This window comes from Nodosilinea sp. FACHB-141, assembly GCF_014696135.1.
Lineage (GTDB): Bacteria > Cyanobacteriota > Cyanobacteriia > Phormidesmidales > Phormidesmidaceae > Nodosilinea.
The window spans coordinates 802,880-828,048 of record NZ_JACJPP010000007.1 but is presented as its reverse complement, the minus strand read 5'-3'; the positions used below and the strand labels follow the sequence as shown (position 1 = coordinate 828,048).

Below are 25,169 nucleotides of genomic sequence, written 5' to 3'. Positions count from 1 at the left end.
TATTGCCAAAGGCTTTGCTGAAGCTATGGGCAACCAAGCTAGCTGGCCTGCCGCTGGGCAATGGGTCTAGTTTTAGGTCCGCAGTTAAATGACCAGGCTGACAAAGACATTCTGGGCAGCATGGAGCAAACATTACTAGGAGGACGGTACCAAGTTGTCCGACGGCTGGGGTCAGGGGGGTTCAGCCGCACCTTTTTGGTGACTGATATACACCTGCCGAACCACCCTCGGTGTGTGATCAAGCAGCTCAAGGTACAGGACAAAGACACCGGCACCCTCGATATGGCCCGACGGCTGTTCGACACCGAAGCTCGGGTGCTCTATCAGTTGGGCAACCATCCCCAAATTCCGGCACTGATGGCCCACTTTGAAGAGGGCCAAGAGTTTTATCTGGCTCAGGAATATATTGAGGGTAGCCGCCTCAACCGACAGGTCGAAGAGGGCAAACCCTGGTCAGAAACGCGGGTGGTGCTGCTGCTCCAGGAGGTTCTGGAGATTCTCTCCTTTGTCCACCGCCAGCAGGTGATTCACCGTGACGTTAAGCCCTCTAACCTGATCCGCCGCCACCGCGACGGCAAGCTGGTGCTGATCGACTTTGGGGCAGTTAAGCAGGTCACCTCGTCGCCCCTGCTAGACGCCGAGACTGGTGCCACCAACATCACTGTGGCCATTGGTACCCACGGCTATATGCCCAACGAGCAGTATGCCGGCAAGCCTCGTTTTAGCAGCGACGTGTATGCCGTGGGCATTCTCGGCATTCGGGCTCTAACTGGCATCCATCCTCAAAAAATTGAAGAAGACCCCATCACTAGCGAGCTGTCCTGGCGCCACCATGCCCCGACGGTGTCATCGTCGCTGGCGGCAGTGCTCGACAAGATGGTGCGCTACGACTTTCGCGATCGCTACCCTACTGCTCAAGAAGCCCTCGAAGCCCTACAAAATCTGCCCAACCCCCTGCACGGCCTGCTGGGCACCCAAATTTACCAAACCTGGATGAAGGGGGCCAACGGTCGAGGGCCAACGTTTCCGGGAGACGACAGCGACACTGCCATAGGCCCCACCGAAACCTCGGAGCCCACGGCCTTTGCCGACGATCAAGAGTCCACTTCACTGTTTCCAGTCGATTTAGCCTACGGCGCCAGTGGAGCGGTGCCGCTGGTGTCTTCAAATCTGGCAGTAGAGGAGTTGAAGTCCCATCGCCACCGATCGATGGTGGTCAGCAGTTTAATTGGGGCGATTAGCCTTCTAGTGCTCTGGCGCAGCGGCCTCACCATTGCCTTTGAACCGACCCCGGGTGCTGCCGTACCGTTTCAAGCAGCGGCAATTCCTACCCTAACCACCGATTTTGGCCTGCTGCTGCCTCCCGAAGAGAAAGCAGTCTACCTAACCCGCCAGGGCGATCGCCTGCGCTACCAGGGCCGCTACCCCGACGCCCTCGTTACCTACAACCAAGCGGTCGAGAGCCAGCCCGACTATGCGCCAGCCTACCTAGGGCGCTGCCGAGCCCTCATTGCCCTCAAACGCCCCCTGGAGGCCATAGTTGCCTGCGACGACGCTCTGGCCTACAGCACCTACTATCCTGAGGCCGTCCGCAGCAAGGGCAATGCAGAGGAACAGCAGGGCAAGCTGCTGGCCGCCCTAGAGCTGTATGAGAGCACCAACCGCCAGATGCCAGCCATGTTTGAGGCTTGGCTCGACCGGGGTCGCGTGCTGCAAAAGCTAGGTCGCTCCGCCGAGGCCATTGCGGCCATCGACCAGGCGATCGCCCGCAACCGCGAGTCGGTCGAGGCCTGGACCGTGCGCGGCGAGGCTACTTGGGATCTCCAGCGCTACGATCAGTCGATTATTGCCCTCGAGAAAGCTCTGCAGATTGACCCCGACTACGGTCCGGCTAAGGAGTTGCGCAAGCGGGCGCGGCAAACTCTGGGGAGATGAGGGTGACGGGGTGATGGGGTAATGGGTTGATGGAAAGTTCTTCACTCTCATCTTCTCCACCTCCTCACCCTCCTCATCTCCCTGACCTTCCCCGCCTTCTAATCCCCCAGTACCTCTACCCGAATCTCGGTCTCTAGACTAGACCCCACCCGGCTCCCCTCTCGAGTCGTGCCGCTGACAGGCAGAGTTTGCGCCGGAAAGGGGCTAGCCACTAGAGCAATGTGGCGATCGCTGACCGCTAGGCCTTGGGTAGGGTCAAAGGCGCGCCAGCCGCCGCCGGGCACGTAGGCCTCAGCCCAGGCGTGCAGGTCGCGATCGAGCCTTGTGCGATCGCCCTCCTCATAACCGCTGACAAAGCGAGCCGCCACTCCTACCGCCCAGCAGGCCTCCATAAACAGCACGGCAAAGTCGCGGCAGCTGCCCTGCTTTTTGCCCCAGGTGATGCCCCCCGGCCAGGGAGCGCCCGTCGGTCGGTTGGTGTACTCGCAAGTTTCGTAGATGCGGCCCACTAGAGCGGTCAAAAAAAGGCCGACGTTGCCCTCTACCTGGTGAGCCAGCGTCTGGGCCAGGTCGATTACTCCTGGCCCAAGGGTGGGAACGCTGACTGAAGCCAAGTAGGGCGCTAGTGTGGTTCGCAGGCTGGTGGGGTAGTCGATGGGCAACGTGGTGGCCCAGGGCTCAGCCAGGTAATCAAAGGGGTTGGTGCGGTAGGTCTCAACCTCAGCGGTAGTGATAATCTCAAACTGCTCTACTGGGTTAGGCGCGAACCATAGGCCTACAGTGCTGTTGCCGTCAGTGTCTGCGATCGCGCTCTGCTGAGTTGGCTTTGGGACAACCTCAAGGGTAAAATGCCACAGCTGCTGAGCACCGTCACTACGGGGTCGCAGGCGCAGGGTGTGGGGCCGCAAGGTAACGGGCTGCTGATAGCAGTAGCGGGTTAGGTGGCGAATTTGATAGCGCATAGCCAAATAAGAATTGAGCAGAAACCTAGCAGAGCACAGACAGGCAATAACGTCACACCAAGCTAGACAAACTTGTTTTCTGCTTCTGAGCCTAACTACAAGAGTCAACAAAAAACTAGCGATCCCCGAAATCAGAACAAAAAGGCGGGATCCGAACTCGGAGATTAAAGAGTAAGCACGATAACCGATCGATATCCGTCGACTCAGAATTGTAAACAGCCGTATCAATCCTTGGCTTGCTAGCTCTATCTAAAGGCGGGGATCATTGCCCCAAGCTTGATCCCAAGATTAAGGATTTATAAAATAAACTTACCCCTCTAATAAACGAGGCGATAATAAACATCAGGGAAGATGAGATTTTGGCCTGTATTTTTTGAGTGCCACTCAGGTAATTCCCGTGATGTTTTGTCCATTGCGGGAGTTCTTTTTAATAAGATCTAACCCCAATAATATCCCTTAATTGTTCTGTCAAAAAGCTGCCGGAGTTACAAAATGATTGGTCATTCTCAACAAGTACACTGCCCCAACTGTGGACACCTAGCCGAAAGGCATCACACTTACCCCGACCAGCAGGTGCAAACTCAGTGCGCCGCTTGTGACTACCTCATGATTACCTGCGCCGTCACCGGCAATGTGATTGAAGCCCACGCACCAGGTATATTCGCCGCTTCAGCTTGCTAGCTTAGGCTCGACCAATTGACCGGCAACCCCCTAGGGTTCTTCCCCCCTAGGTAATCTCAAATTTGTTATCCCCGGCATTGCCTCAGCGGCAGCGTCGGGGATTTTTAATAAGGGGTCGCCCACTAGGGATGTCTCTGGCTGGGGCGAAGTTGGTATAGTCGAGGCCATAGCGATAGGGCAAACTGCGCCAAAGGGGCTAGCCATGGACATGATTTTGCGAAACGGTAAGCTGCCCAGCGGCGAGTCAGTCGATATCGGCCTTGAAGATGGCCGCATACGAGCAATAGAACCCCATTTAGCCATCTCAGCCGCCCAGGAGTTTGCCCTTATCGGCAAGCTGGTGAGCCCACCCTTCGTAGAATCACACATTCACCTTGACTCGGCACTGACGGCAGGACAGCCCCGCTGGAACCAGAGTGGCACCCTATTTGAAGGCATTGAGATCTGGCGCGATCGCAAACAGTTTCTCACCCTAGAAGATGTCAAAGCGCGGGCGATCGCCACCCTCAAGCTCCAAGCTCAGCAGGGAGTGCTCTTTGTGCGCACCCATGCCGACGTCAGCGAAACCAGCCTTACCGCCCTCAAAGCCCTGCTCGAAGTCCGCGACACCGTCAAAGACTGGATCACCGTGCAAGTCGTTGCCTTTCCCCAAGACGGCCTCTACGGCAGCCCCGGCAATCTTGAATTAATGGAGGAGTCCCTCAAACTGGGGGCCGACGCCGCCGGCGGCATTCCCCACTACGAAATGACCCGTGAAGACGGCGTCCAGTCAGTAAACCGCATTTTTGAGCTAGCCCAGCGCTACGATCGCCTGATCGACATCCATTGCGACGAAATCGACGACGACCAATCGCGCTTTTTAGAAGTAGTCGCCGCCTGCGCCGTGCGATCGGACCTAGGACCACGAGTCACCGCCAGCCACACCACCGCCTTTGCCAGCTACAACAACGCCTATGCCTTCAAGCTCATGGGTCTACTGGCGCGATCGCAGATCAACTTCATCGCCAACCCCTTGATTAACATCACCCTCCAGGGCCGCACCGACACCTACCCCAAACGGCGCGGCGTCACCCGCGTCAAAGAACTCTGGCAGCAGGGCATCAACGTCAGCCTCGGCCACGACTGCGTGCAAGACCCCTGGTACAACCTGGGCACCGGCAACATGCTCGACGTCGCCTCCATGGCCGTCCACGTCTGCCAGATGACCGGCCAGGACGAAATCGCCGCCTGCTACGACATGATCACCACCAACGGCGCCAAAACCCTTGCCCTAAAAGACTCCTACGGCCTTGAAGTCGGCAAACCCGCCAACTTCATCGTTCTCGACGCCGACAGCCCCTACGACGCCATCTGCCGCCGCGCCACCGTCACCCATGTTTTCTCGCGGGGCAAACTGCTGGTGCAGACGAAGCCGGCAGAGGTGAAGTGGGAGTAGGGAGTGGGGGTTAAAGGGTGGATGGGTGGATGGGTTGTTGAGGAAGGTGAGGGGATGAGGAGGGTGAGAAAGTAGGGATGAGTGTTAGCCACAGGCCAATTTGCAAGATGGAGGTTTAAACCGATGATCGGCCAGTCCTTTCCGTGGGGTGAAGGGCGGCGGAACGCCTTTCTCGATGGGGGTCTGGGGCCAGCGAAATGGCCCCGGCAGCAGATTTGGCTTTGACCCAGATTGTGCGCCGCAAGCCCAGATCCTTAGCTAGAAAAACCTGATCCTAACAGTGGGCAGTGCTTACCCTACCAACAGCCCTCTCCCCCAATCCCTCTCCCAGAGGGCGAGGGGAGCAATTCATTGCATTCCTCTAGTGAAAATAAGACGCCCCATTCACATCAAACGTCGCCCCCGTCGCGTGGGGCGCTAACCCCGCCACCAAAAACGCCACCAAATTAGCAATATCCTGCGGCTCCGCTGGCGCCCCCATCGGAATATCCCGCGTCACATACTCTGCCCCCCGCTCCGCCATCACCTGCTCAATGCGATCGGTACGCACAAAACCCGGCGCGATCGCATAGGCCCGCACCCCATCTGCAGCAAACCCCTTCGCGATCGTACGAGTCAACCCGATCACCCCACCCTTCGACGCCGCATAGGCCATAAACTCTGGCCCATCACCCCGAAACGCCGCCCGACTAGCCAAATTAACCAACGTGCCGCCCCCTTGAGTCTGAAAGTAGCGAATCGCCTCTCGACACAGATCGGCCATAGCCACAAGGTTGACCTGAAGCGTGTCTTGCCAGGCCGTTGCCCACTGCTCCCACTCAGCCGTAATCGAGGCGGCGGGCATCGTCGCGGCATTGTTAATCACAGCATCCACGCTGCTTCGCCAGGCCAAGGACTGTTCCCACAACACTAGGGCCGCCCCCGGCACCGCCAAGTCAGCCTGAACCAAGTGAGTGCGCTCGTGCCCTAGGTCAGTGGCGAGCTGTTCAGCCTCGGCCTCACCTTGACTGTAGTGAAGAATAACTGCCGCTCCAGCATCGTGTAGAGTGCGAGCGATCGCAGACCCAATTCCTCGCGAGGCTCCCGTAACCAACACCGTGCTGCCCTGCAAATCAATCAAAGTCATAGCCTTTGCCGTTAGTAGTTCAGCGCCCAGAGTTTTGCCGCTGCCCTGCTCTTCGCAACCGGGGACAGGGCAGCTATAGCCAATGTACAGCGCAGCTTAATTCATCAAAAATGTAAAGAGTATTGCAATATTTGTTTACATTGAGTCACAATCGAGCCACAAAGCAAAGGAGAACAACCTATGACCACTAGCGGTTACACCACCGAAGAGGGCGGTCGTCTGAATAACTTTGCCGTTGAACCAAAAGTTTACGTCGATGACAGTCAGCAGTTTGGCTTTAACGAATACCCTGAGAAGCTCAATGGTCGTCTAGCGATGCTGGGCTTTGCATCGGCGGTGCTGTTTGAAGCAGCCACAGGCCACGGCATTGTTACTTGACTAACTCATCTATAGCCAAAGCCTTTGCTGAGTTTGGGCTAGCGCTAACGGCCTTAGCGATTAAATCACCCTAATCAAAAAGTCATTGTTTCCATACCCACAATCGAAAACACCTGTGTTACGTTAAGTAACAGGATATTGATTTTTGGCCCTCTTATCACTTAGGAAATATCCACCATGGAAACCAACCAAACCAAGTTCGGCTTTGTAGACTTTGCAGAAACCTGGAACGGCCGTCTAGCCATGCTAGGCTTCGTCATTGGTGTAGCTACCGAGTTTCTAACCGGGCAAGGCATTCTGTCCCAAATCGGCCTCATGTAAAGTTTCTACAACCCCATAGGTTAAAAAACTAAATAACAGATGAAAGGGGAGGCGCTAGTTTTAGCGCCTCCCCTTCATTTATGTAATTCCAAACTTGCCAAAATTAAGCAGCCCGTTCTGAATCTGCGAACCGGATTAGAACATGCGGGTGAGGGCAGTAATCTGCGATAGTTTGGCTGGGTCTAGCCCCTCTAGCTCGTCTAAGCTCAGCCAGCCTTCTTTCACAAAACTCGAAAAGACAAACAGCAGCGCCGACTCGCGATCGTCATATTTGCCGTCGAGTTCGTGACGGCGCGCGCTAAGAAAGTCGTGGAGTTGCCAAAGGTCATCCATGCTGTTGAGGCTGTTGGCGCGATCGCGCACAACCTGGACTAATCCGTTGATCTCGCGGCTATAGGCCGTTGCGATCGCTGCCTTAGCAAGTCTTTTTCCTCAGATACCACTAGAGTTCACTGGTATGCATTGCAACTTTAAAGAAAGAATCTCGAGAAAAGATCGTTAAAAATGCCATAACCGCCATCGGCTAAGCCATTACTCAGCCAATGATTTTGTTTAACGTTTTTCTATATTAGAGACATGTTGCAAAACTTTGCAATGTTGATTGGACGCTGAGCGAGCCTTAGCCACCGCCCTACACCTACCTTGGCCAGACCCAAAACAATGCTGGCTGCTGGGTCTTCCGTTTCGGGAGAGACCCAACAGCCAGGAAAGGATACACGGGTAGCCAGCGATGAGCCAGCCTCAAGTGAGCCTAGGTTGAATTAGACCCTCAGGCTGGCGATCGCCCGGCTAACCCACCCTCTACAACCATCGTCCTAGCGAACCAGGTTAAGCAGTTCCTTCGGTGAGGCCAGCAGGTCAATGGCGACAAAGAAAATCTTGCCCTCGGGGTTGAGCAAAAATCACCAGGCAATATTCATGCCAACGCCAGCGCCAAACCAAGGCGTCTGCACCTTGCCGGTCACCTTGATTTGGGTAAAGCCATCTTCCGCCTGCTCGGTGACTCCGCGCTCTGGAATCAGCTTGAGATTTTGGCAATCTTCCTGAAAGAACCGAAGAATGCCTTCTTTGCCGGTAATGAGGCGCTGAAAGGGAAGCTGTAGCGCACCGTCAGGGGTGAAAAGTTCAATCAGCTCGTTGAAGTCGTTGGCATTGAGGTTGTCCATGGAGGCCAGCACGGTAGGGTTGGTGACCCCCTCAATGGTGACTTGGCTGCGCTTAGCCATATCCTGGGGCGGCGGAACCGGTTCAGAAACGCGGGTGTAGCTGCCCATTTGCTTGGCATCAAACCCCATGTTGTTTCCCATAGAGATTGCGCTAGGGAAGAGATAGCTTTTATCACTGGGGAGATCTGTCGATTAGATCAGGCTCTGGTTTGGGGCCAAAATCCTTAGAATGGAGATGGCCTCTCAATACTTTTGGTAGCTATAGCCCATGGAAACGCTTGCACTTACCCCTCCCAACGTGGAACAGGTTTTGGATGAACTGCGCCCATACCTACTGGCCGACGGCGGCAATGTTGAGCTGGTCGAAATCGACGGCCCAGTGGTCAAACTCCGTCTGCAGGGCGCCTGTGGCTCTTGCCCCAGCTCGGCCATGACGCTGCGCATGGGCATTGAGCGTCGCCTGCGCGAGTTTATTCCTGAAATCGCTGAGATCGAGCAGGTATTTTAGGAATGCTGATATTCTGATTTATTGGCAAGGAGTTTTTTGTCAAAAAATCAGATTTCAGATTGTAGAGGGCTGCTGTGCTAGATCTAAAGCAAATACGAGAAAACCCGGAGCGGGTGCAGTCTGCTCTGGGTAAGCGGGGCAAGTATGATTTGACCCCGCTGCTAGAGCTAGACCAGCAGCAACGCCAGATCGAAACGGTGCGATCGCAGCTTCAGGCCCGCGGCAACGAGATCGGCAAACAGGTTGGCCAAACCATCAAAGCCGGGGCCGCTCCCAACGGTCCAGAAGTCACCGCCCTTAAAGACGAAGGCAACCAGGTCAAAACTGAGCTGCAAACTCTGGAACCCCAGGAGCGCGAGATTAAAGCCCAGATCGAGGCTATTCTGCTGGGCTTGCCCAACCTGCCCAGCGACACCACTCCCGTTGGCAAAGACGAAACCGAAAATGTCGAAGTGCGCCGCTGGGGCGACGAGTATCTGCCCAAACAGCCCACTAAGCCCCACTGGGAAATTGGCGAAATCCTTGGCATTCTTGACTTTAAGCGTGCTGCCGAAAAAATTGCCCAAAGCCGCTTCGTCGTCCTAAAAGGCGCAGGTGCAGCGCTAGAACGGGCGCTAATTTCGTTCATGCTCGATCGCCACACCAAAGCGGGCTACTACGAAGTCATTCCTCCCTACCTAGTAAACTCTGCCGCGCTGACCGCCTCAGGCCAACTGCCCAAGTTTGCTGAAGAAAGCTTTCAGTGCCGCAACGATGACCTGTGGCTTACTCCCACCGCCGAGGTGCCTCTCACCAACCTGCACCGCGACGACATTCTCGCCGCTGATCAGCTGCCGATTCACTACTGCGCCTATACGCCCTGCTTTCGCCGCGAGGCCGGCAGCTACGGCAAAGACACGCGCGGGCTAATTCGCCTCCACCAGTTCAACAAAGTGGAGATGTACAAATTCGTTCACCCGGACACCTCCTTCGACGAGCTAGAGGCGCTGGTGGGTGATGCCGAAGACATTCTGCAACAGCTCAAGCTGCCCTACCGGGTGCTGGCGCTCTGCACCGGCGACCTAGGTTTCTCAAGTTGCAAAACCTACGATCTCGAAGTGTGGATGCCCTCTTCCGACAGCTATCGGGAGATTTCTAGCTGCTCGAACTGTCTAGACTTTCAGGCCCGCCGCGCTAATCTGCGCTTCAAGGAGGCCGGGCAAAAAGGCACTCAGTATGTACACACCCTCAACGGATCTGGCCTAGCCATTGGCCGCACCATGGCCGCCATTCTCGAAAACTACCAGGAGGCCAACGGCTCGGTGCGAGTACCTGAGGTACTGCAACCCTACCTCAACCGCGAGTATCTGTAGACGTCTACAGAGGAAAGCGATAGACGATCGCCCCGGTGTCTTTGACATCAAAGGACGCGTTGAGCACCTGAGCTTTTTGATCGAGGAACGCTTTGGCCTGCTCAACCGGTATCTGCGCGGCGGCAGCAAACTGAATGATGGTGAGGTCTCCCTCTTGGTTTTGAAGCAGCTGCAAAAACATCTGCTCTTGCTGTAGTGACAGTAATTGGGATGTTTGCTGATTGCCGTGACGCAGATTCCACGCCAGCCAGGAGCCCAGTGCCGTGGGAGCGACGCCAAACATGACCAACGCTAAACCAGTCTCGGCCCTGTCTTCCCAATCATCGTCGTCGGGGCTAACTAGTTGGGTTGTCGCTAGAAGGGTAATTGATAGGCCAAACAGCAGGCAAGTTCCAGCCCAGGCCTTCTGTAACATCCGCATAGCCGTCTCCTCTACCGGTCGCTCTCGACTTTGACGGTTATCGTAGCCCTTGTTTCTCCATCTAGCCTACAGAGATTGGCCACGCATAACCCTCTTTATAATAAGAAGCAACTCAGTTGCCCTGGCAAGCTATGACCGATCCTGCCGGTACTCTATTGGGCGGCCCCTATCTATTTGACTCGTAGACGCCTATAGGGGAAAGCGGTAGACTACGGCTCCGTTGTCTAAAACGTCGAACGAGGCATTTAGCTGCTGCGCTTTTTCGTCGAGATAAACTTTGGACTCTTCGAGCGACAGTTGGGTTGCGGTGGCAAACTGAAGCACTGTCAGGTCGCCTTTGTGGTCTTGAAGGAGCTGGAGAAACCGCTGCTCTTGCTGATCGGCGAGGGTTTCCAGCGATCGCTCGTGTTGCTGGCGCAAGTTCCAGATCAGCCAGGCACCTAGAGCGGTCGGTGGCAGCCCAAATATCACTATGGCCGCCACCGCGCCCGAACGGTCTTCGGCGTCACTAGTAGGGTTAAAGATCTCAACTGTTACGGCCAGCACAATGAACAGCCCAAAAGATAGGCAAACCCCAGCCAGCACCTTTTGTAGCAGCCGCATAGGTATCCTCTACAGATCTAGATCGATTGTGGCAGTAATCTTGCCCGTTAACGTCTCTAGCTTACCCACAGAGTCTCGGCTCATTGAAGCGCTATCCGAGTTGATTAACTCATGGTTCAGCAGCTTGGGTTGAGTTCAAGACCTAGGTTCGCAAAGCAAACAACTGCTTGAGCACCGACAGTCGAGAACAATCCCAATAGTCAATGTGGGATATCACCTTGCCGTCTTCCCCTAGACCAAGCTCACTGCGACCGGGGATGCTCATCCGCGGCTGCCAAGGTACCGGCGCTATCCAGCTCAGCGTCCAGCGGGTGTCAATTTGGTTGGGGTTAGAGTACTCAATGCCGTGCAGTTGCAGGTTGACATCCTTAAACCAGTGGCTGATGAAACCAATCATGAGCCGGTAGCGATTGACGCCGCGAAACTTGTTTAGCGGGTCTTTAAAGTACACATCCTCAGCGTAGAGGTGGTAGCTCTGATCTTCGGGGAACCGTTCGTAGTCGATGCGAATCTGTTCAAGAATATCCATGGGGTTGAGCCCTCAGGGCAATGCCGTAGCTTAACCCTAAGTTTGCCTCATCTAGACCAAAGTCCTATTACCAACTGTGCAGAGGACAAGGTTTTGTCCTATATCTACAAAATCTGAGAAAGAAACTTTTGGGTGCGGTCTTCGCGGGGGTTGCTGAAAAACTCCTGGGGAGTGTTTTCTTCGATGAGGTAGCCGCCATCCATCAGCACGACGCGATCGGCCACCTCACGGGCAAAACCCACCTCGTGGGTAACGCACACCATTGTGATGCCAGTCTTTGCTAGGCCCCGCATGACATCAAGCACCTCGCGCACCATCTCGGGGTCGAGGGCAGAGGTGGGTTCGTCGAACAGCATGACTTTGGGCTGCATGGCGAGGGAACGGGCGATCGCCACCCGCTGCTGTTGACCACCCGACAGCTGACCGGGGAACTTGTGGGCCTGCTCCAAAATGCCCACTCGCTCTAGTAGCTGCATGGCGACTTCTTGCGCCTTGGCCTTGGGCCAGCGACGCACCCAGATGGGGGCCAACGTCACGTTTTGCAGCACCGTCAGGTGGGGAAACAGGTTGAACTGTTGAAACACCATGCCCACTTCACGGCGGATGGCCTCGATGTTTTTTAGGTCGTGGGAAATCGTGATGCCATCGACCTCAATGGAGCCCTTTTGATAGGGCTCCAGGGCGTTAAAGGTGCGAATAAAGGTCGACTTGCCTGACCCAGACGGCCCCATCACTACCAGCACTTCACCCTTATAGACCGTCATGTTGACGCCCTTGAGCACGTGGAAACCGTTGTCGTACCACTTTTCCACATCGCGGGCCACAATCACCGGCTCGGTGCTCATGTGGTGGGCAGAGGGTTGCTCCGTCTGAAACTGTGTCATGAAAGGTTTCCTCTTGATCGCGCCCTCAGGGCTGCTAACAACTCACGAAACGAACGTTTTCACTATGGCTAAACCCGACAGGCCAGGGCGCTAGCGCAAGATAATGCTATTTTGCCTCAACCCTAGAAGGTTTCTAGATTTCAGACTGTCAACTGTTACACGGAGAGATATTTTGCCAAAGCAGCTAGTGTTCAGTATTGAGCTTCTCCTCAATTTTGCGGCTGGCCAAGGACATGGCGTAGCAAAAGAACCAGTAGATCACCGCTAGGAACAGATAGACCTCGGCGTAGCGTCCTAAATAGGCTGGGTTGGCCAAGATTGATTTACCAATACCCAATAGCTCTGCCAGACCCACAATCGATAGCAGCGTTGTGTCCTGAAACAGACTGATAAACTGCCCGACGATCGCCGGAATCGCGATCTTGAGCGCCTGAGGCAGAATAATCAGGCCCAGGGTAGTGGGAGTATTGAGCCCCAAAGACATAGCGGCCTCGCGCTGACCGCGAGGTACCGCTTGCAAGCCCGCCCGCACGTTTTCGGCCAGGTAGGCCGCGCTAAACAGAGCCAGCGCAATGACCGCCCGTAAAATGCGATCGGGTCGCGACCCAATCGGCAAAAACAGCGGAATCATCACCTGCCCCATGAATAGAAAGGCCACCAGGGGCACACCCCGCACCAGTTCGATGTAGACGGTAGATAGCAAGCGCACCACCGGCAGCGCACTGCGCCGCCCCAGGGCCAGCAGCAGCCCCAGCGGAAAGCACAGCACAATACCGCTCACGGCGGTAAACAGCGTCAGCACCAGCCCGCCCCAGTCGTTGGTGGATACGGGGGTGAGCCCGAGGCCACCGCCAATCAGCCACAGAGCCACGAAGTACGACAAAAACCAGGCTAGAGACACCCATTTGCCAATGCCCGGGAATTTTCGCCCTACCTGGCGACCCCCTGCGGCGGCGATCGCCACCAGCGCCACCATCGGCAGCAGCTTTAAGGAACTGGGCCGAGTCGGCGGAAACAGCACAATAAAGGCACATACTAGCCCCAGGCCAATCAGCACGCTGCGGCTAAACAGGATAGAGACATTGCGCCCCAGCACTCCCCATGACAGCCCTGCCAAACCGCAAACCACAGCCAACAGTGCCCAAATGCGGGCATATAGCCCTGAGGGAAAGGTTCCGGTCATAAACAGACCGAAGTTATTGGGTATGACCTGCCATTGAGCGACGGTCAAAGCCCAAGAAGCAAGGCGAAAAATACCCCAGCCGAGGATACCGACAATAACGACGGTCAGGAGGCTGTTGAACCAGTCACTGAACAGATTTTTTTTGGCCCAGGCCACCGGTCCCAGGGCCAATATTTCAGGGGGTGCAGAAGAGAGAGAGTCAGGCGTTACGGAGGTCATAGCTTAGCGCTCCTTAAACTGCACAGATCGGTTGAATTGGTTCATCACCACAGTTATGAGTAGACAGAGGGTTAAGTAGGTGGCCATCATGACCACAAAGACTTCAACCGGTCTACCAGTTTGGTTATAGGTGGTAGTGGCGATCGAATAAATTTCAGGAAAGGCGATCGCAAAGGCCAGGCTGGAGTTTTTAGTCAGGTTCATGTACTGACTGTTCATGGGTGGAATGATCACCCGCAGGGCCTGGGGAAACACCACCAGCCGCATTACCATGCCCGCATTTAGCCCCAGGGTGCGGGCAGCTTCCCACTGCCCCTTCGATACCGACTGAATACCGGCCCGCACAATCTCTGCCACAAACGCAGAGGTATAGAACACCAGCGCCGTCAGAGAGGCGACATACTCCCGCGACAAACGCAGGCCACCGGTAACGCCACCTCCCTCAACGCCCTCCGGTACAGTCCAGTTCATACCCAGGGTGATAATGGCCAGCCAGGCTAACGCCACTACCGCCAGAGCAATGGACTGAGCCTGGCCGCCGACCCCAGTCTCAATGCGAATTTTGGTGCGCCAGCGCCAGAGGAAAAGGGCGGCGATCGCCGCCCCAACCGTAGCCGCAATGCCCAATATGGCCAGCAGCGCACTACTGGCCCAAGGAATATAAACCCCCCGATTGTTTAAAAAAGCCAGCCCTAGTACCCCAATCTGGTTAGCCGGGTTGGGCAGGGCACCAAAGATAGCGAAATACCAAAAGAATAGCTGCAATAACAGCGGAATGTTCTGCACCAGCCCCACATAGACACGGCTAAGCTTTTGCAACAGCCAGTTCTTAGAAAAACTTGCTACCCCAGCTACAACGCCTAGCACAGTGGTCAACACAATACCGCCTACTACCAGGGTCAAGGTATTGCCCAAGCCCACCATCAGCGCCCGCCAGTAGGGGTCGTTGGGGCGATATTGAATCAAGCTTTCGCCAATGCTGAAGCCAGCCGGGTTCCGCAAAAAGCTAAACCCAAAGGCCCGCCCCTGCTGAATCAGGTTGCGATTTAAGTTGCCTAAGAAAAAGCTCAGCAAGAGCAGGACAACGAGCAGCGTAATCACCTGGAAGGCAATCTTCCAAAAGCGTTCATCCCGCAGCATCGCCTTCAGGTCGAAGGATCTGCTCCCGCTATCGTGGACCATCTATGTCACCTGCGTTGGGTCAATGCAAAAGCTTTAAGCAAAATAATCCAAGAGGGATGTCAAGAAAAGTTCAATTTGTTACAAGGATTTATGAAAAAGGCGCAGTCTAGCTGCGCCTTTCCACGGGGTTATTCCGGAGTTAGAGAGCTGCGGTGAGGGCTAAAGCCTCCCACCGATCAGCAGGACTGTCTTAGCGGAAGGGGGGAGAGTACATCAGGCCACCCTCGCTCCACAGCGCGTTTTGGCCGCGCTCTAGGGCAAACTCAGAGTCAGCCCCTACGTTGCGATCGTAGACTTCGCCGTAGTTGCCCACCTGGGTAATCACCTGCACCATGAAGTCGTTAGGGAGCCCCATATCAGTGCCCAGAGTGCCTTCCTGGCCTAGGAAGCGGGCAATGTCAGGGTTTTCAGTAGCTTCAAAGGTGCCAATATTCTCAGAGGTAATGCCAAACTCTTCGGCTTGAATCAACCCGTAGGTAACCCATTTGACGACGTCGTACCAGCTGGAGTCGTTGTTGGTGGTCACAGGGCCTAGGGGCTCTTTAGACATGGTGACTTCGAGCAGGGTGTGCTCGTCGGGATTGGGCAGGGTGCTGCGGCGAGCCACCAGCTGCGATTTGTCAGAGGTCATGCCCTCACAACGGCCTTCGTCGTAGGCAGCATAGGCCGCGTCGGCGTCCTGAAACACCACTGGCTCAAAATCGACACCGAGCTGACGCATTTGGTCAGTTAGGTTGAGTTCAGTGGTGGTACCGGTCTCCACGCAAATGGCCTTACCGGCAAAATCTTCCAGGTCAGCGATGCCGCTGTCGGTTCGCACCAACATGCCCTGACCATCGAAGAAAGTGGTAGGCGCAAATTCAAGACCCACGCTGGTGTCACGGCTGATGGTCCAGGTGGTGTTGCGCGAGAGCATATCAACTTCACCCCCCGAGAGAGCCGTAAAGCGCTCAGTCGAGTCTAAACGGCGATATTCTACAGCTTCGGCGTCGCCCAAAACGGCAGCAGCTACGGCCTTACAGATATCGACGTCGAGACCAGTATAGGTGCCGCTTTCATCCACAAAGCTAAAGCCCGGAATACCACCATCCACGCCACAAATTAGCTGTCCACGCCCTTTAACAACGTCGAGACGGCCACCACCAGCGGGAGCGGCTTCCCCATCGGCGTTGGTGGTGGTAGTGGTTCCGCCACCACAGGCGGCCAGCGTTAGCCCGAGGGCAGCTGCGAGAAAACCCCACTTGCGCATGAATTAATCCTCACTCACAAAAGACACTGCAAAACTTATAACCAAACCGTTGGAGTGTTGCACTTGGTTAACATTCCAACGGTTTGGGTTTTCATTTTGCATCAAAGATAACAATATAATGGCGGGGAATCTAAACCCGCCCGGATCCATCTGCTTGACGGTTTAGGAGAGCCTCAACACTTACGCCTAGTGAAATCAGTTTAGTGCTCCTGCGCTAGGTCACGAATCAGAGGAATTTTATTGCGAATGTAGTGATGCAGCTGATCGGTTTCGGCCTGATTGATTGGCTGCTGCCCAGTGAATTGCTCTAACAGCCAGCACACTAAACCGTTGTCATCTAGTGCGAGAAGATGACTGCTCTGGGACCGTTCTACCAAAGACCACAGGTGTCTCAGAAGCTGGGGGTTCATAGCAGCTGTTAATAATTTCTTTAGATTTATATTAGTGCACTGACCTTCTGGCGCAAGAGGACTAATAAATTATTAATATTTCCTAAGAGTGCCATAGCCAGCATCTATCTAAGGGGCGAAGTTCTTTTGGGCTCAATGGGGGTGGCCCAGATCGTTGGACGGGCGACGGTGCAGATGCCCTCTACAGCGATGCCGCTGCGTCGCAAAACCTGGGCCGCCGACTGAGCAGTAGCCCCAGTGGTGAAAATATCGTCCAGCAGCCACACCGTAGATCGTTGGAGGGTCTTGATGTGGGCTGGGGCGACGGCAAAGGCCTGAGCTAGATTTTGCTGACGGCTGAGGCGGTTGAGGCTGTGCTGAGCCTGGGTGGACTGCACGCGCAATAGGCCATGGCTGTATAGCGGCAGCCCAGTTAGTCGACAAAACCACTGGCCGATCAGGTCGGCTTGGTTAAAGCCCCGCTGCTGCAATCGGGTGGGGTGGAGGGGAATAGGGACGATCGCCACTGGGCGAGATGATGCCCTAGATTGAGGGTTGTGATCAAGCCAGGTTTGCCCCAGCTCGGTGCCCAAAAACTGAGCTAGGCCAGTGTGGCCACTGTATTTGAGGCTGCCGATGACCTGACGCAGGCTGTCTTCGTAGCGACCCCAGCTCAGTACTGTCAAATCTGGGATACTGCGATCGCAGGGCGTTGGCGCCTGGCACTGCTGCACCTGGCGACAGCAGCTGGGGCAGAGCACTGCGGGCGTCGCTCGCTGACACAGAGGGCAGGGCTCGGCCAAAAACAGGCTGAGCATCTGGCGTTTGCCCTGGCTGAGCCAGGTCTGAACGGAGGAGCGGCGGTGCATGCGATCTGCCCTAATAGCTAAATGGCCGAGATGGCACTAGACCCATTGTCGGAGCCACAGCGGGTAGGGGCGAGGGTAGAAATAGGGATCTCCGTTGGGAAAGCATCATTCCCAACAGCAGGGTAGAGGGCGAAGACGATGGCCATCGCGTAAACTTATAGATATAAGATATTGACTTCAAATAAAGCGCTTCGTTGCGATCGCTCCTCGGTACCGCCAATCTAGCGTTGGGGCAGGCTAAGCAGCCGCAGGGGCCAACGGTTCTGGCGTTATAAAACCGAATACCTTGGCCACCTCCCTCAGACGACAGCTGAGGGCTAGCCCTGTATCCCAGCATGACGTGGCTTCGACAACTGCATACGCTGAACATCGCTGATCTGCGGGACGTCGGGCAGAAAGCCTATTACCTGGGCTTGCTCGAGCAGCAGGGGCTACCCGTGGCTCAGGGTTGCGTGCTGACGGCAGCAGCCTGGCACCACGGTTTGGAGCAGATGGCCTGGCCCGATGGCGACGGCGATCGGCTGGCTCCAGTGTGCCAAAACGGGTTTAAGACTCTACAGCAGAGCAGCCAGCAATGGCAAAAGGCCCTGCGAGACATTCCTGCAATCGAGGCGATCGCAGCTGAGGGGTTAACTTGTCCAGAGCCTGATGGCTTTATCCCCGCCGCCTGGATGCTGCGCGCATCGCTCTGGGTAGATGGTTTAGGCTTAGAGCAGGCAGCGTCTAGATTGATCAGCCCAGGCCTATTGTCGGCCCAGATCGAAGCCGACCAGGCAGATTTGGCCGGGGTGCTACCACAGTTTTGGAGCCAAGCGTTAACGGCTCGCTGTCTACCGGTCTGGGATCTTCACTGCCAGCGACTGCGCGATCTGAGCCTGGCCACACTGGTTATGCCGGTGTATCCAGCCCTGGTGTCCGGCACGCTCATTCTGAGCCAGGAGCAAATTACCGTGACTGCGGTAGCGGGGCTAGGGATGGCCCTCACCCAGGGAGAAGCTATTCCAGCCTCCTGCTGGACCAGCTCTGGTAAAGTCGCTGAGGCCACCTGGCTGCCGGGGTTTCAGGAGCGAGTTTACCAGCTCAGGCCCGCCTCTAAGTATCGCCCCCGCCCCTTGGCCAGTGCCCAACCCATTCAGGTGATCGAGCGCGATCGCCCCAAGCTGAGCGCCCCCCTCAGCCACGATCAGCTCGCCCGGCTAGTGCAGGTTGCAGAACGGGCTCAAACGGCCATGGGTGAAGCAGGGGTACGCCTAGAATGGCTGCTGCATCCCAGCGCTAATCCCGACCAGCCAACTCTGATCATTACCGAAGCCGGCCCCTGGCCCCACCCAGCAATAACGGCTGCGGACCCGGTGCGACCACCCCCAACCAAGGCGAGGGCTCAGCCTCCCCTACTGCCCTCAGCTAGCACGGTTGTACGCGGTATCGGGGCTGCAGCAGGATGCATTCAAGGGGTCGCCGTAGTTGCCCAACGGCCTCAAGACTTGCCGAGACCTCTCCCTGCGGGCTGCATTGTGGTGCTGCCTGACCTGCAACCCGATGTCTTTTTTCAGCTGCCCTCGGTAGCGGGCATTGTCACCGAGCGCGGCGGCGCCACCTGCCATGCGGCTATTTTGGCGAGAGAGGTAGGCATTCCGGCGGTGGTGGGCGCCCCCCATGCCACCCAGCTACTAGAGAGCGGCATGGTGCTCTGGCTAGACGGCGATCGCGGTGTGGTCTATGGCCTCACTGACGAGGCTGCCGCCTCGTTTCGTCCTCCGCTGGCCCCAGCCCCCGAACCGCTACCCACCGATCAACCGGGCCGCTATCACCGGCTGCGCACCCAGGTCATGGTCAACCTCAGCCAGCGCCAGGGCTTGGCCAACCTTTCTCTCAACCATGTCGCGGGCATTGGCCTACTGCGATCGGAATGGCTACTGCTGGAGGTGCTAGAGGGCCGCCACCCGTGGGACTGGGTTAACCGAGGCCAGGAAGCAGAGCTGCAAAGTCGCTTGGTGCAGCAGTTAGAGCCGATTTTGCAGACCCTAGGCCCCAGACCGCTGCGCTACCGCAGCCTCGATCTGCGATCGCACGAATGGCAGGCCCTGCGGGGCAGCCCTCCAGTAGAACCCAATCCGATGTTGGGGTTACGCGGCACCCTGAGCTACGAGATTGACGATCGCCTATTTCAGGTTGAGCTGGGGGCATTAGCCACTCTGCAACAGGCTGGCTATAGCAACCTACAGCTGATTTTGCCCTTTGTCCGCAGCGTTGAAGAAGCCATTGCCTGCCGCCAACGAGTTGAGCGCGCTGGCCTCATTGACACTACCGGCTTTGCGCTGTGGATTATGGCCGAGGTGCCCTCGGTGCTGTTTTTGCTGCCCGCCTACGCCCAAGCTGGCATCCAGGGCATTGCCATCGGGTCCAACGACCTCACCCAGCTACTGCTGGCCATCGATCGTGACCAGCCCACCATAGCCTCCGCCTATGACGAGCGCCACCCGGTGGTGCGCCTAGCCATGGCCCACTTGGTACAGGAGGCCCGCCGCAACGGCCTGCTCTGCTCCATCTGCGGCCAGGCTCCGGTACGCCACCCCGAACTGATCGCTGATTTAGTCGGCTGGGGAATTAACTCTATCTCGGTAGAAGCGGCGGCTCTACCGTTTACGCTGGAGGCAATTTGGCAGGCGGAGAATGGTGGGGGGAGTGAGGGAGTGGGGGGGTGAGGGAGGGTTCTTGCGAAGCCGCTGGTGTAGGTTTCTGAGAGAACAGTAGGGATAGAGCAACGTCGGCTTGGGTTGGAGGGAATTGGCCCAACAACCGGCAGGGATGACCGATAATAACAACGTTGTGCAGACCATTACCCCCTATGTCTCTTCCTTCTAACCTCGCCACCCTAGACGGTGCCCCTTTGGCTCCCGAGGTGCTAGCTGACAAGGTAATTCTCTTTGTAAACGTGGCCAGCAAGTGCGGCCTGACACCCCAGTACAGCGGCCTGGTAGAGCTGGATAAGGCCTACGGCGATCGCGGCCTTGTGATTGTAGGCGTGCCCTGCAACCAGTTTGGCAAGCAAGAGCCCGGCAGCCCTGAGGAAATCAAAGACTTCACCAAGACCAAATACGACGTCGATTTTACCCTGCTCGAAAAGCAGGATGTCAACGGCCCCGATCGCAGCCCCCTCTATCAGTTTCTCGTCGGCGAAGGCCCCGACATCGGCTGGAACTTTGGCAAGTTTTTGGTCGGTCGCGATGGCCAGGTGATCGGGCGCTTTGAGCCTCAAACCCCTCCTAACGACCCCGAACTCAAAGCTGCGATCGAGCAGGCTTTGGGCTAAGGTGCGATCGCACTCAAACGAGCACTCCTGGGCCGAGGCAACTTAGAGCAGGTTTACAGGTTAGACCGTTTGAACGGTCTAACCTGTAAACCCAAACAGCAAAGTTAGAGCTTTGTGATCGGCCCAAACCTCCCTCGAGGCAAAGATCAGGGCAACAGCACGTCCCTTAGCAGGTCTTGGTGCATCAGGGCGCGATCCACTCGTGAACTGATTTGTTCGGGCGACAGTGGGTCGCCGTTGGCGTAGACCTCCAGCCAGGCTTGGGTCATCTGCTCAGGGGTGTCTGGCCAGCGGTGGCTCACCGCTTGGGGGTTGAGGTCAAACCCTGGCAGATCGAGGTCGGTCATCAGGTGGCTGACCTTGGGGTCGTAGCTGAGCCCAAAGCAGCGACAGCCCTCAGCCGCCGCCATAATCAGGGCGTGCAGTCGCATGCCTAGCGTCATCTCAACGCCGCGAAACAGCCCTTTGAGCTGGTGTGGGTTATCTAAAGCATAGATGCGGCTAGGGCCAGGCAGCCGTGGCTGAATATATTCGGCAATGGGCAGGTCTTTGATCGGCTGAAAGGGCACCAGCAGCAGGCAGGTTTGGGTCGCCTTCTGAAACGAGGCCAGAGCTTGGGTGAACTGGTCTAGGCGACTTTCGGTCAGCCAGGGGTGAGGGCGCAGAGCAACAGCTACCCGAGGGGCAGGCAAATCCCATAGTCCGTCTACTGGCGCGGCGTCCAAGGCCCACACCGGGTCTGGGGCCTGCATGCCCGGCACATGCCAGCGAGCCAACCAAGCCGCCGAGCCGTTGTCTCTCACGCTAACGGCGTTGCAGTGGCCCAGGGCGTAGCGGCCCAGCCCCTGACTGAGAGGGTGGCTGAGGGGGCCAATGCCCTGCCCCCAAGCAATAGTTTTCAGCCCCAACCACTGGGCTAGCACCATCAGCCCGCCATAGTAAATGGGGTTTTGCAGACTGGTGGCGTCTTGTAGCAGACTGCCGCCGCCCCAAATCAGCACCTCGGCCCCCCGCAGAGCGCGAATGACTGGCCCCAGGGCCTTGCGGGGCACAGTTTCTACGCCGTAGCGCTGGGCGGTTTCAACGGGGTTGCCCGACAGCACCACGGGCGTTACTCCCGCAGGCAGCATTTGCAGCAGGGTAGCGAGTAGAGCTTCATCGCCGCCGTTGCCCATGCCATAGTAGCCACACAAAACCGCTCGCATGCTCACCTGCCCCTGGCTAACCCGTGGGTTAAACGCTATACGCCTTACACTGACCTCTCTACAATAGAGGCTGTTGTTACGCCCTGAACTCCATGCACGCTCTCTCGCTGCCCACCTGGATGATCCATATTTCAAGTGTGCTGGAGTGGATGGCGGCGATGTGGTTTATTTGGCAATTTGCCACCGTGACCCAGCGGCCCGTATGGCGCTGGCTGGCGATCGGCATGTTTCCCGCCCTGGTAAGCGCCATGGCCGCCTGCACCTGGCACCTGTTCGACAATGCCTCTGGTCTGGCCTGGCTAGTCACCCTACAGGCCGCGATGACCGTGATCGGCAACTGCACCCTATGTCTCGCCGCCTGGTGGATCTGGCGACAGAGCAGCATTTCAGCCGCCAGCCCAAAGTGAGCCCAAAATTAATACTTGAGAACGCTAAATGTGGCAGGCTTCAGCGGTCTAGGGTTCAGGGTTTAAGGTATACGGTTCAAGGACTGCTGTGAACTTTAGACCCTCGCCAACCCATCACCATCGGCTTGGCAGACTACTAATGAACTTTGGGATTACGAATTTCGAATAAAAGATTGTCTACCTAAACTCTCCTACCTATCTACTCCCCACTCCCCTCATGCTCGACAAAAACACTCTCTTCGCCATGTCCCTCTTCCCCTACCTAGGGTTTCTCTGGTTTATGAGCCGTACCCAGGAGACACCGCGGTTGGCGCTGACTGGCTTCTACGCGCTGCTGGTGTTTGTGGCGGTAACTATTCCGGCAGGTATCTATGCCAAGGTGGGACTTGGGGAAGAACTGGCCAACGTGGACTGGCTCCACGGCAGCGCAGAGGCGTTTTTAACACTGTCAAACATTCTTGTGGTGCTGGGGTTTCGCCAAGCGGTTGTGCAGCATCGGGTGGGGACGCAGGCGGAGGGCGATTAGATGAGGGATGAGGGTAGGCTTCATTCTCCTATCGCCTCACCTTCCTCACTTCTCCTCCTTCCTCACCCCCTTATGTGCCTTATCCCAAGCCGATCAGTTCCTCGGCGGTGCTGGGGTGAATTGGCAGGGTGGTATCAAAATCGGCTTTGGTGGCACCCATGGTCACGGCGATCGCAACCCCCTGCATGAGCTCTGCGGCGTGGTTGCACACCATATGCGCCCCTAGCACTCGGTCAGTAGATTTTTGCACCACTAGCTTAATCAAGCCTTGGGTCTCTCGGTCAGAGGGCCGGTAGTACAGAGGCTGAAAGCGGGAGCAGTAGGTTTGAATGTCGTCTTTGCCAAACTTTTTGGCAGCTTCTACTTCGGTGAAGCCAACGGTGCCCATCTCAGGCGTGGTAAACACAGCGGTAGGAATGGTGTCGTAGTCGAGGGTGACGGCTTGGTGACCAAATTCGGCGTCAGCGAATAGGCGGCCCTCCCGGATCGCTACAGGGGTGAGGCTAACGCGATCGATGATGTCTCCGATCGCGAAGATGTGGGGGACGGAGGTGCGATAGTGAGCGTCGACGGCGATCGCCCCGTGGTTGAGGGTAACACCGGTATTCTCTAGCCCTAGGCCCTTCACGTTGGGGTTGCGCCCGGTGGCCGCCAAACTCACCGCGTCGCTGAGCACGGTCTTTTGCTCCTGCTCGGTAGTTACGGTCAGGGTTAAGCCTGACTTGCCGGGGGCGATCGCAATCTGCTCGCTGTTGGTCACCATCGTGATGCCCTGTCGCTGCATCGCCCCGTGAATTTCGTTGCGTAGGTCGTCATCAAAGCCGCTCAGGACTCTGTCACCCTGAATGATCTGGGTAACTTCGGTGCCCAGCCCAGTGAGAATGCTGGCAAATTCGCAACCGATATATCCACCGCCAATAATGACCATGCGCTTTGGCTGCTGGGGCAGATGAAAGATATCGTCGGAGGTGATAGCGTGCTCAATACCAGAAATATTGTCGGGCCGGGTAGGTTGACCGCCGGCAGCAATCAAAATTCTGGCGGCGGTGACGGTGGTTTCACCCATAGCTAGGGTGTGCTCATCGACGAACTGCGCCTGGTGGCGAAAAATTTCTACACCTGATTTGTCGAGCAGGTCTTGATAGACACCCCTGAGGCGCTGCACTTCCTGGTCGACGGCGGCAATTAGGGTGGGCCAGTCAAACTGTCGCTCGCCGACAGTCCAGCCGTAGCTGGTGGCCACTTCAGCCTGTTCTGCAAACTGAGCCGCATACACCATCAGCTTTTTGGGTAAGCAACCACGATTGACGCAGGTGCCGCCCAGCTGCCTTGCCTCCGCTAGACCCACATGGGCACCATGGCTGGCAGCCCGCCGCGCCGCCGCTATACCGCCAGAGCCTCCACCAATTACCAGTAAATCAAAGTCGTAGGTCACAGCATTTCCTAGGGTAGTATCGCTCTCTAGGATTGACCGCAATCTATCTTAAAAACATCCTCAGTTAGGCACAGTTTAGGGCGATCACGCTCCTGAAGGCGATCGCCAGGTAAACCGCTCACCCTGAGCTATGGGCCATGAGACCAAACGCCTTATTGAACAGCCTCAGCAGCGGTAAATGCCATTTGCCAGAAGGCCGCTTCGAGATCAGCAACCTGCAAAAAGGCGGCTTCGGCCTGGGCCTGAACCTCTGAGCTAGCTGTAGCCAGGGCAGCATCGGCCTGGGCGGCCAACAGGTGCACGTAGTCGGTAAAGCCGGGGTTACCCCAGCGATCTGCGAACTCGGTGTAGGGCTCGGGCATGGGGCCGGGCAGCTGCCAGCCTTGATTGTAGGCATACTCAATGGCCCATAGAGCAGTAGCCTGCACCGCGTAGGGCTGCTGGGCAAGACCGGTCATGAACTCACAGTAGCGTTGGCAGGTGGGCTGGGGCGAGGTAGATAGGTCGAGCGATCGCTCGGCGGCCTTAGCCTCAAACCACAGCAGCTCGTCTTTCAGAGCACCCAGCCCTGCCAGCAGCCCATCAATGTGGTCATCGGGGGCCGCCCCCAGCACCCGCCCCACCATGCGGGTAAAGTCTTTGACAAACAAAAAATCCTGCACCAGCCAGGTGTTGAACTGAGCGGGGTGCAGAGTGCCGCTCTGACAGCCGGTTAAAAACGGGTGGGTGGTGGCGCTGTGCCAGGCGGTCGGGTGAGCTTGCAGGAGAGATTGACAGGTCAGAGCCATGGAAATTTTCTTAGGGATGAGGGGTATTGGGGATTAGGTATAGGGTTGCGGGTTTCAACTCCGCCTGACACCTTGTACCGCACACCCTACACCCTACACCTGC

25 protein-coding genes and 2 pseudogenes are annotated in these 25,169 nt (G+C 56.7%); 11 read left to right on the top strand and 16 right to left on the bottom strand.

The window, feature by feature from the left end; translation table 11 throughout:
• Positions 1 to 60: 60 nt before the first annotated feature.
• The gene (locus H6F59_RS07200) at positions 61 to 1,935 is read left to right on the top strand and encodes a protein kinase domain-containing protein (protein ID WP_190696933.1); all 1,875 of its coding nucleotides are present in this window, start codon (positions 61 to 63) and stop codon (positions 1,933 to 1,935) included.
• A 98-nt stretch (positions 1,936 to 2,033) separates the two neighbouring features.
• Here H6F59_RS07200 and H6F59_RS07195 read toward each other — a convergent pair whose 3' ends face one another.
• Complete coding sequence (locus H6F59_RS07195; protein ID WP_190696930.1) at positions 2,034 to 2,897, bottom strand: transglutaminase family protein; 864 nt, start codon at positions 2,895 to 2,897, stop codon at positions 2,034 to 2,036.
• A gap of 492 nt (positions 2,898 to 3,389) precedes the next feature.
• Between H6F59_RS07195 and H6F59_RS07190 the strand changes: the two genes are divergently transcribed.
• Entirely contained in the window at positions 3,390 to 3,578 is a 189-nt protein-coding gene (locus H6F59_RS07190; RefSeq protein ID WP_190518145.1) for a replication restart DNA helicase PriA, read from the top strand.
• A gap of 202 nt (positions 3,579 to 3,780) precedes the next feature.
• Entirely contained in the window at positions 3,781 to 5,013 is a 1,233-nt protein-coding gene (codA, locus tag H6F59_RS07185; RefSeq protein ID WP_190696926.1) for a cytosine deaminase, read from the top strand.
• A 361-nt stretch (positions 5,014 to 5,374) separates the two neighbouring features.
• Here codA and H6F59_RS07180 read toward each other — a convergent pair whose 3' ends face one another.
• Positions 5,375 to 6,139, bottom strand: a complete 765-nt coding sequence (locus H6F59_RS07180; RefSeq protein WP_190696923.1) for an SDR family NAD(P)-dependent oxidoreductase — start codon at positions 6,137 to 6,139, stop codon at positions 5,375 to 5,377.
• 180 nt (positions 6,140 to 6,319) lie between these two features.
• Between H6F59_RS07180 and H6F59_RS07175 the strand changes: the two genes are divergently transcribed.
• Positions 6,320 to 6,517, top strand: coding sequence for a chlorophyll a/b-binding protein (locus H6F59_RS07175; RefSeq protein WP_190518148.1), 198 nt, complete (start codon positions 6,320 to 6,322; stop codon positions 6,515 to 6,517).
• 177 nt (positions 6,518 to 6,694) lie between these two features.
• Positions 6,695 to 6,838: a chlorophyll a/b-binding protein gene (locus H6F59_RS07170; protein WP_190518150.1), complete on the top strand. Its 144-nt coding sequence runs from the start codon at positions 6,695 to 6,697 to the stop codon at positions 6,836 to 6,838.
• A 135-nt stretch (positions 6,839 to 6,973) separates the two neighbouring features.
• Here the strand turns inward: H6F59_RS07170 and H6F59_RS07165 are convergent.
• Positions 6,974 to 7,255 (bottom strand): annotated as a pseudogene (locus tag H6F59_RS07165) (hypothetical protein); the annotation flags it as partial.
• Positions 7,256 to 7,653: 398 nt separating this feature from the next.
• A pseudogene (locus tag H6F59_RS07160) lies at positions 7,654 to 8,136 on the bottom strand (ketosteroid isomerase family protein); the annotation flags it as partial.
• A gap of 136 nt (positions 8,137 to 8,272) precedes the next feature.
• On the opposite strand from H6F59_RS07160, the gene H6F59_RS07155 reads away from it, so the two are divergent.
• Positions 8,273 to 8,512, top strand: coding sequence for a NifU family protein (locus H6F59_RS07155; RefSeq protein WP_017299982.1), 240 nt, complete (start codon positions 8,273 to 8,275; stop codon positions 8,510 to 8,512).
• 74 nt (positions 8,513 to 8,586) lie between these two features.
• Positions 8,587 to 9,864, top strand: coding sequence for a serine--tRNA ligase (gene serS / locus H6F59_RS07150; RefSeq protein WP_190696919.1), 1,278 nt, complete (start codon positions 8,587 to 8,589; stop codon positions 9,862 to 9,864).
• A gap of 4 nt (positions 9,865 to 9,868) precedes the next feature.
• Here the strand turns inward: serS and H6F59_RS07145 are convergent, their stop codons facing one another.
• From H6F59_RS07145 to H6F59_RS07105, 9 genes are all read right to left on the bottom strand, one after another.
• Positions 9,869 to 10,285 carry a hypothetical protein gene (locus H6F59_RS07145; RefSeq protein WP_190696916.1) on the bottom strand — a complete coding sequence of 139 codons (417 nt, stop codon included), beginning with the start codon at positions 10,283 to 10,285 and terminating at the stop codon, positions 9,869 to 9,871.
• 189 nt (positions 10,286 to 10,474) lie between these two features.
• Positions 10,475 to 10,888 carry a hypothetical protein gene (locus H6F59_RS07140; RefSeq protein ID WP_190696913.1) on the bottom strand — a complete coding sequence of 138 codons (414 nt, stop codon included), beginning with the start codon at positions 10,886 to 10,888 and terminating at the stop codon, positions 10,475 to 10,477.
• Between the two features lie 142 nt (positions 10,889 to 11,030).
• On the bottom strand, positions 11,031 to 11,417 hold the full coding sequence (locus H6F59_RS07135; RefSeq protein WP_190696910.1) for a DUF2358 domain-containing protein: 387 nt from the start codon (positions 11,415 to 11,417) through the stop codon (positions 11,031 to 11,033).
• Between the two features lie 104 nt (positions 11,418 to 11,521).
• Positions 11,522 to 12,301 carry an amino acid ABC transporter ATP-binding protein gene (locus H6F59_RS07130; protein WP_190696907.1) on the bottom strand — a complete coding sequence of 260 codons (780 nt, stop codon included), beginning with the start codon at positions 12,299 to 12,301 and terminating at the stop codon, positions 11,522 to 11,524.
• A 184-nt stretch (positions 12,302 to 12,485) separates the two neighbouring features.
• Positions 12,486 to 13,703: an amino acid ABC transporter permease gene (locus H6F59_RS07125; protein ID WP_190696904.1), complete on the bottom strand. Its 1,218-nt coding sequence runs from the start codon at positions 13,701 to 13,703 to the stop codon at positions 12,486 to 12,488.
• A gap of 3 nt (positions 13,704 to 13,706) precedes the next feature.
• Positions 13,707 to 14,885, bottom strand: a complete 1,179-nt coding sequence (locus tag H6F59_RS07120) for an amino acid ABC transporter permease (RefSeq protein WP_190696901.1) — start codon at positions 14,883 to 14,885, stop codon at positions 13,707 to 13,709.
• Positions 14,886 to 15,075: 190 nt separating this feature from the next.
• Positions 15,076 to 16,134 (bottom strand): amino acid ABC transporter substrate-binding protein, encoded by a 1,059-nt coding sequence (locus H6F59_RS07115; RefSeq protein WP_190696898.1) that lies wholly within the window; start codon positions 16,132 to 16,134, stop codon positions 15,076 to 15,078.
• A gap of 200 nt (positions 16,135 to 16,334) precedes the next feature.
• Entirely contained in the window at positions 16,335 to 16,544 is a 210-nt protein-coding gene (locus H6F59_RS07110) for a hypothetical protein (protein ID WP_190696895.1), read from the bottom strand.
• A 104-nt stretch (positions 16,545 to 16,648) separates the two neighbouring features.
• Entirely contained in the window at positions 16,649 to 17,392 is a 744-nt protein-coding gene (locus tag H6F59_RS07105; RefSeq protein WP_190696892.1) for a ComF family protein, read from the bottom strand.
• Between the two features lie 335 nt (positions 17,393 to 17,727).
• On the opposite strand from H6F59_RS07105, the gene H6F59_RS07100 reads away from it, so the two are divergent.
• A complete protein-coding gene (locus H6F59_RS07100) occupies positions 17,728 to 20,097 on the top strand; it encodes a putative PEP-binding protein (RefSeq protein ID WP_190696889.1) in 2,370 nt (789 codons plus the stop codon).
• Between the two features lie 143 nt (positions 20,098 to 20,240).
• A complete protein-coding gene (locus H6F59_RS07095; protein WP_190518166.1) occupies positions 20,241 to 20,705 on the top strand; it encodes a glutathione peroxidase in 465 nt (154 codons plus the stop codon).
• A 146-nt stretch (positions 20,706 to 20,851) separates the two neighbouring features.
• Here the strand turns inward: H6F59_RS07095 and csaB are convergent, their stop codons facing one another.
• On the bottom strand, positions 20,852 to 21,910 hold the full coding sequence (gene csaB / locus H6F59_RS07090) for a polysaccharide pyruvyl transferase CsaB (RefSeq protein ID WP_190696886.1): 1,059 nt from the start codon (positions 21,908 to 21,910) through the stop codon (positions 20,852 to 20,854).
• 92 nt (positions 21,911 to 22,002) lie between these two features.
• Between csaB and H6F59_RS07085 the strand changes: the two genes are divergently transcribed.
• Complete coding sequence (locus H6F59_RS07085) at positions 22,003 to 22,317, top strand: DUF2499 domain-containing protein (protein WP_190518170.1); 315 nt, start codon at positions 22,003 to 22,005, stop codon at positions 22,315 to 22,317.
• Between the two features lie 217 nt (positions 22,318 to 22,534).
• Positions 22,535 to 22,843: a DUF3593 domain-containing protein gene (locus H6F59_RS07080; protein WP_190696883.1), complete on the top strand. Its 309-nt coding sequence runs from the start codon at positions 22,535 to 22,537 to the stop codon at positions 22,841 to 22,843.
• Between the two features lie 79 nt (positions 22,844 to 22,922).
• On the opposite strand, the gene gorA is transcribed toward H6F59_RS07080, so the two are convergent.
• Positions 22,923 to 24,278 carry a glutathione-disulfide reductase gene (gene gorA, locus H6F59_RS07075; protein ID WP_190696880.1) on the bottom strand — a complete coding sequence of 452 codons (1,356 nt, stop codon included), beginning with the start codon at positions 24,276 to 24,278 and terminating at the stop codon, positions 22,923 to 22,925.
• Between the two features lie 152 nt (positions 24,279 to 24,430).
• Positions 24,431 to 25,066, bottom strand: coding sequence for a TenA family transcriptional regulator (locus H6F59_RS07070; protein ID WP_190696877.1), 636 nt, complete (start codon positions 25,064 to 25,066; stop codon positions 24,431 to 24,433).
• Positions 25,067 to 25,169 lie beyond the last annotated feature (103 nt).

Excerpts from the sequence above, each read along its gene's own strand:
- H6F59_RS07120 (WP_190696901.1), bottom strand. The coding sequence starts at position 14,885 with ATGGTCCACGATAGCGGGAGCAGATCCTTCGACCTGAAGGCGATGCTG.
- H6F59_RS07180 (WP_190696923.1), bottom strand. The coding sequence starts at position 6,139 with ATGACTTTGATTGATTTGCAGGGCAGCACGGTGTTGGTTACGGGAGCC.
- H6F59_RS07170 (WP_190518150.1), top strand. The coding sequence starts at position 6,695 with ATGGAAACCAACCAAACCAAGTTCGGCTTTGTAGACTTTGCAGAAACC.
- H6F59_RS07200 (WP_190696933.1), top strand. The coding sequence starts at position 61 with ATGGGTCTAGTTTTAGGTCCGCAGTTAAATGACCAGGCTGACAAAGAC.
- H6F59_RS07130 (WP_190696907.1), bottom strand. The coding sequence starts at position 12,301 with ATGACACAGTTTCAGACGGAGCAACCCTCTGCCCACCACATGAGCACC.
- H6F59_RS07175 (WP_190518148.1), top strand. The coding sequence starts at position 6,320 with ATGACCACTAGCGGTTACACCACCGAAGAGGGCGGTCGTCTGAATAAC.
- H6F59_RS07100 (WP_190696889.1), top strand. The coding sequence starts at position 17,728 with ATGACGTGGCTTCGACAACTGCATACGCTGAACATCGCTGATCTGCGG.
- codA (WP_190696926.1), top strand. The coding sequence starts at position 3,781 with ATGGACATGATTTTGCGAAACGGTAAGCTGCCCAGCGGCGAGTCAGTC.
- H6F59_RS07110 (WP_190696895.1), bottom strand. The coding sequence starts at position 16,544 with ATGAACCCCCAGCTTCTGAGACACCTGTGGTCTTTGGTAGAACGGTCC.
- H6F59_RS07125 (WP_190696904.1), bottom strand. The coding sequence starts at position 13,703 with ATGACCTCCGTAACGCCTGACTCTCTCTCTTCTGCACCCCCTGAAATA.
- H6F59_RS07195 (WP_190696930.1), bottom strand. The coding sequence starts at position 2,897 with ATGCGCTATCAAATTCGCCACCTAACCCGCTACTGCTATCAGCAGCCC.
- H6F59_RS07105 (WP_190696892.1), bottom strand. The coding sequence starts at position 17,392 with ATGCACCGCCGCTCCTCCGTTCAGACCTGGCTCAGCCAGGGCAAACGC.
- H6F59_RS07080 (WP_190696883.1), top strand. The coding sequence starts at position 22,535 with ATGCTCGACAAAAACACTCTCTTCGCCATGTCCCTCTTCCCCTACCTA.
- H6F59_RS07085 (WP_190518170.1), top strand. The coding sequence starts at position 22,003 with ATGCACGCTCTCTCGCTGCCCACCTGGATGATCCATATTTCAAGTGTG.
- H6F59_RS07070 (WP_190696877.1), bottom strand. The coding sequence starts at position 25,066 with ATGGCTCTGACCTGTCAATCTCTCCTGCAAGCTCACCCGACCGCCTGG.
- H6F59_RS07190 (WP_190518145.1), top strand. The coding sequence starts at position 3,390 with ATGATTGGTCATTCTCAACAAGTACACTGCCCCAACTGTGGACACCTA.
- H6F59_RS07155 (WP_017299982.1), top strand. The coding sequence starts at position 8,273 with ATGGAAACGCTTGCACTTACCCCTCCCAACGTGGAACAGGTTTTGGAT.
- H6F59_RS07095 (WP_190518166.1), top strand. The coding sequence starts at position 20,241 with ATGTCTCTTCCTTCTAACCTCGCCACCCTAGACGGTGCCCCTTTGGCT.
- csaB (WP_190696886.1), bottom strand. The coding sequence starts at position 21,910 with ATGCGAGCGGTTTTGTGTGGCTACTATGGCATGGGCAACGGCGGCGAT.
- H6F59_RS07140 (WP_190696913.1), bottom strand. The coding sequence starts at position 10,888 with ATGCGGCTGCTACAAAAGGTGCTGGCTGGGGTTTGCCTATCTTTTGGG.
- H6F59_RS07115 (WP_190696898.1), bottom strand. The coding sequence starts at position 16,134 with ATGCGCAAGTGGGGTTTTCTCGCAGCTGCCCTCGGGCTAACGCTGGCC.
- H6F59_RS07145 (WP_190696916.1), bottom strand. The coding sequence starts at position 10,285 with ATGCGGATGTTACAGAAGGCCTGGGCTGGAACTTGCCTGCTGTTTGGC.
- H6F59_RS07135 (WP_190696910.1), bottom strand. The coding sequence starts at position 11,417 with ATGGATATTCTTGAACAGATTCGCATCGACTACGAACGGTTCCCCGAA.